Origin of the sequence: Cobetia crustatorum, from assembly GCF_000591415.1 — a bacterium.
Taxonomy (GTDB): Bacteria; Pseudomonadota; Gammaproteobacteria; order Pseudomonadales; family Halomonadaceae; genus Cobetia; species Cobetia crustatorum.
The window spans coordinates 1-4,214 of record NZ_JEMF01000137.1; the positions used below are offsets into that span (position 1 = coordinate 1).

At 60.1% G+C, this 4,214-nt stretch carries 6 protein-coding genes; all 6 read left to right on the forward strand.

Going from position 1 to position 4,214, the window contains the following annotated elements:
* Positions 1 to 95 precede the first annotated feature (95 nt).
* From BF12_RS0117910 to BF12_RS0117935, 6 genes are read left to right on the forward strand one after another with little or no spacing between them, the layout of a single operon-like run.
* On the forward strand, positions 96 to 830 hold the full coding sequence (locus tag BF12_RS0117910) for a GntR family transcriptional regulator (RefSeq protein ID WP_024953453.1): 735 nt from the start codon (positions 96 to 98) through the stop codon (positions 828 to 830).
* 9 nt (positions 831 to 839) lie between these two features.
* Positions 840 to 1,985 (forward strand): N-acetylglucosamine-6-phosphate deacetylase, encoded by a 1,146-nt coding sequence (gene nagA, locus BF12_RS0117915; RefSeq protein ID WP_024953454.1) that lies wholly within the window; start codon positions 840 to 842, stop codon positions 1,983 to 1,985.
* Positions 1,969 to 2,988, forward strand: coding sequence for an SIS domain-containing protein (locus BF12_RS0117920; RefSeq protein WP_211242494.1), 1,020 nt, complete (start codon positions 1,969 to 1,971; stop codon positions 2,986 to 2,988). Before nagA ends, BF12_RS0117920 begins: the two co-directional genes overlap by 17 nt.
* Before the next feature lie 35 nt (positions 2,989 to 3,023).
* Complete coding sequence (locus tag BF12_RS0117925; protein ID WP_024953456.1) at positions 3,024 to 3,245, forward strand: PTS glucose transporter subunit IIA; 222 nt, start codon at positions 3,024 to 3,026, stop codon at positions 3,243 to 3,245.
* On the forward strand, positions 3,182 to 3,736 hold the full coding sequence (locus tag BF12_RS23260) for a PTS glucose transporter subunit IIA (protein ID WP_282705518.1): 555 nt from the start codon (positions 3,182 to 3,184) through the stop codon (positions 3,734 to 3,736). The genes BF12_RS0117925 and BF12_RS23260 overlap by 64 nt, the downstream gene beginning before the upstream one ends.
* Before the next feature lie 20 nt (positions 3,737 to 3,756).
* Positions 3,757 to 4,155 carry a PTS sugar transporter subunit IIB gene (locus tag BF12_RS0117935; protein WP_169734554.1) on the forward strand — a complete coding sequence of 133 codons (399 nt, stop codon included), beginning with the start codon at positions 3,757 to 3,759 and terminating at the stop codon, positions 4,153 to 4,155.
* The last annotated feature ends 59 nt before the right edge of the window (positions 4,156 to 4,214 follow it).

The window sequence follows — 4,214 nt, forward strand, 5'->3', positions numbered from 1 at the left end:
GGGCGTTTTGTTTGTTGCGATGAGTATAAATTGGTACTTGACTGGTATCTATCTGGATCTATATTGGTATTCATCATTCTAGATTGAGAGCCCCCATGGACCCGAGCTTCGAACACCTCAAGCTGGACGCCGCTTTGGCCACTCCTCTGTATCGCCAATTGGCGCGTCAGCTGGAGCTTGCCATCCGAAGAGGTACTTGGCGTGCCGGGGAGGCTTTGCCGTCAGAGCGGAACCTCGCTGAGGCGCTGTCGGTGTCACGGATCACAGCGCGCAAGGCCATCGATCAACTGACTGAAAGTGGCCTGATTCGTCGCGACCGTGGCTCAGGCAACTTTATTCGGCCGAGCATGAGCCAGTCGCTGACGCGATTGGCGAGCTTCAGTGAAATATTGACCCGCCGGGGCTTCACTCCTAGCTCATGTTGGCTATCTCGAGAGTTGTGTGCGCCGAGCAATGAAGAAAATTTACGCCTGGGCTTGTCGGCTAATGCTCAGGTAGCGCGCCTCAAACGCTTGCGGTTAGCTGATGATGTAGTGATGGCAGTAGAGGAGAGCTGTCTTCCGGTGATGATCCTGCCTGATCCTGAAGCGGTAGAGAGTTCTTTGTATAACTGGCTGGAGGCCGCGGGTCGGCCGATTGTGAGGGCGTTTCAGCAAGTCACGGCGGTCAACGCCGACCCTGAGCTCGCACGCCTCGCCAAGGTGGCGGAGGGCCAGGCCCTGCTCAAGGTAACTCGACTCGGCTATCTCGCCGACGATACACCCGCCGAGCTGACCATCACTTATTGTCGCACTGACTACTACGATTTCAGCGTCGAACTGATGCGCTAGGAGCACCCTATGCCGATACCCACGGAGCCATCGATTTCACTTCGCGGCAACTTGCTGACCCCCAGCGGATGGCGTCTTGGCGAGTTACATGTCGACGCCGGTCGCATTCGTGCCGTGGAAGGTGAGGCGGTCGATCCTGCCGATAATGATCTACCGAGGCTGCTACCTGGATTCATCGATCTACACGTACATGGCGGCGGTGGTGCCGATGCCATGGAAGGGCAGAAGGCCGTTGCGACACTCGCCGAGACCCATGTGCGCTTCGGTACCACGAGTCTGCTAGCGACCACCATGACCGCGCGTCGCGACGAGGTGCGACAGGCGCTCGGTGAGATCACCAAGTATCTTGAGTCTCCGTCAACCGTGGCGGCACGAGTGTTGGGCGTGCATCTCGAAGGTCCTTATATCAACCCCGGCAAACTCGGTGCTCAGCCGCAACATGCTCAGACCGCCAGCATTGAAGAGCTGGATGCATTGATGGCGCTCGCCCCTATCAGACTGATGACGTTAGCGCCGGAGCTTTCGGGTCACGCTGAGGTGATTCGCTACCTCAGCGACAAGGGCGTTCGGGTTCAGCTTGGACATACTCTAGGCAGCTATGAGGAGGGCGTTGAGGCTCTGGCTCACGGTGCCTGTGGTTTCACCCACCTGTTCAACGCCATGACTGGCCTCCATCACCGCAAGCCGGGGATGGTCGGAGCGGCTTTGGCCCACGCCGAATACGCTGAACTGATTCCGGATCTGCTTCACGTGCACCCTGGGGCGATTCGTGCAGCGCTTCGCTGTATTCCACGTTTGTATGCAGTCACGGACTCCACCGCGGCTGCTGGCATGCCGGACGGTGAATACAAGCTCGGTGAGCAGTCCGTCACCAAATGCCTGGGCGGTGTGCGTCTAGCCGACGGCACCTTGGCTGGCAGCACCCTGACCATGGATCAGGCGCTGCGCAACTTTGTCACCCTTGGGCTAAGTCTGGCTGAGGCGTCTGATCGTCTCTCGTTGTTCCCTGCCGAATTTCTTGGCCTTCATGACATTGGCCGCCTGAGCGTAGGTGCCAAGGCCGACGTCGTGACGCTCGATGCCGACCTCAATATCGTGTCCGTCCATGTGGACGGTCGTCTCGTCTGTGGAGAGTCCCATGTCCCTCATGCTTGAAGAGGCGCTCAATGCGCCGGACCGTCTGCGTGGCCAGCTCGGTCGCAATCAGGAAATGTTGCGCGACCTAGGCCAGCGGTTACGTATCGAACCGCCTCGCTGTGTCGTCACGGTTGCCCGAGGCAGCTCCGATCATGCTGCCGGCTACTTCGCTTACCTGTGCATGCAAGCCCAAGGCATTCCGGTAGCCTCGCTGCCGCCATCATTATCGACTCTTGCGCGTGCGCCGTGGCAGCTCGACGGGCAGCTATCGGTGGCCATCTCACAGTCTGGCCAGAGCCCGGACCTCATCGCCAGTCAATCCGCGTTCAAATCCGGTGGTGCGCGGACCGTTGCGCTGGTCAATTCTCCCGAGTCTCCGCTCGGTCGGGACAGCGATGTCGAGGTTCCTTTGCATGCCGGCGAAGAGCACAGCGTGGCCGCCACCAAGAGCTATCTGGCGACGCTCTCGGCTGCTGCCCAGCTCATTGCCCACTGGGGTGAGAATGCGTTGATGTTGAATGCGCTCAGTGAGCTGCCGGACCGCTTGGTCGAGGCCGCCGCTCAAGACTGGACGCCAGCCATCGATACGCTGCTCGATGCCGACAAATTGATGGTCATCGGCCGTGGCCCAGGACTGGCCATCGCCCAAGAGGCAGCGCTGAAATTCAAGGAAACCTGTGCCATTCAGGCTGAGCCCTTTAGTGCCGCTGAGGTGCGCCATGGCCCTATGGCGTTGATCGAGCCGGGATACCCAGTGCTGGTCTTCGCACCCCCCGGGCCTGAACAGGTTGGGCTGCTTGAACTGGCTGAGTGGCTGGAGAGCATCGGTGCCAAAGTGCTGCTGGCCGCCGACAAGCGCGTCACGCATCGCCATCTCACTCTGACCGATGCGAATCACGAGTCGCTGCAGCCGCTGTCCGTGATCCAGAGCTTCTATCCCATGGTGGCGGGGCTTGCCACCGCGCGCGGCATCGACCCTGACAAGCCGCGCCACCTACGTAAGGTTACCTGCACGCTCTAAATCCGATCTTACCCAACAATTATTCGGAGCCGACCATGTCATCCTCCTTTCTCACTCTGGTGTCACCGATCAAGGGTATCGTTGTGCCCTTGGCCGAGGTGCCGGACCCGGTATTCGCCGAGGGAGCTCTCGGTCAGGGCATTGCCCTGGACCTCTCGGGGACTGTCTGCATGCCCCCCTTGCCGGTGAAGTCATCCAGTGTGCTCGCACGCACCACGCCTTTACCTTGCGAAGCGACGCGGGGGTCGAAGTGCTGATTCATCTTGGCCTCGACACTGTCACTCTCGAGGGGCGCGGAATCGAACCCTGCGTGAGCGTTGGTCAGCGGGTTGAGGTAGGGGACCTTCTATGTCACTTCGATGTCGACAAGCTAGCCTGCGAGGCAACGTCTCTGATTACGCCGTTGATAGTCATTGATGCGCCAGGTTGGCGCTGGGCAGAGACCGGGCTCAAGTCAGGGGACGTGGTCCAGCGAGGTGACTCACTGGTTGTGCTTGAAGCCATCGCCAGCGCTGAACACCAAGCCGTGTCGGCTCAGGGCCCCAAGGGTGAGCGTAGTGTGGTTCTGGCGCTCGAAACCGGGCTGCATGCACGGCCTGCGGCCCGTCTGCGAGCTATCGCACGGGAACACGATGTCAGCTTGAACCTCACCCACGCCGAGCACAGTGCCAACGTTGACAGTATCAGTGGACTGATGAATCTCGGATTGACGAGCCAGCGCTCAAGGCATTGGGGTCTCGCGGCGTGATGCGCCTGGGAGGTGGGGGTGTGCAGATCATCCTCGGCCCCATTGCTGATAGCGTCGCTGATGAAGTGCGTGCGGCGATGGTCGCCACTGGATGCGACCCGGAGGCCACTCGTCCCGAAGCCAGTAGTCGGGCATCGGACGTGGGTATGTCGGGGTCAGGACACGCTCTGAGTGAGGAGAAAACCCTGGCCTGGCGTGATGCTCTCGGTGGCGAGGACAACATTCTCCGCTCCGATGTGTGCGCTATCACCCGGCTGCGAGTGGAGCTGGTCAGTGAGGAAGGGTTAAATGAAGTTGCTTTGCGCCGATTGGGCTGCCAAGGCGTCATGCGTGTCGGTCAGTGTACTTGGCACCTGATCGTCGGTCGTGACGCAGGACTCTCCATGGATGCACTGACTTCAAGTCCTGCATCACGTTGATGAGGCTGACCGTCATTAATGCGACTACTGATGTTGGGGGGAGAGGCTTGTGAGCAGGG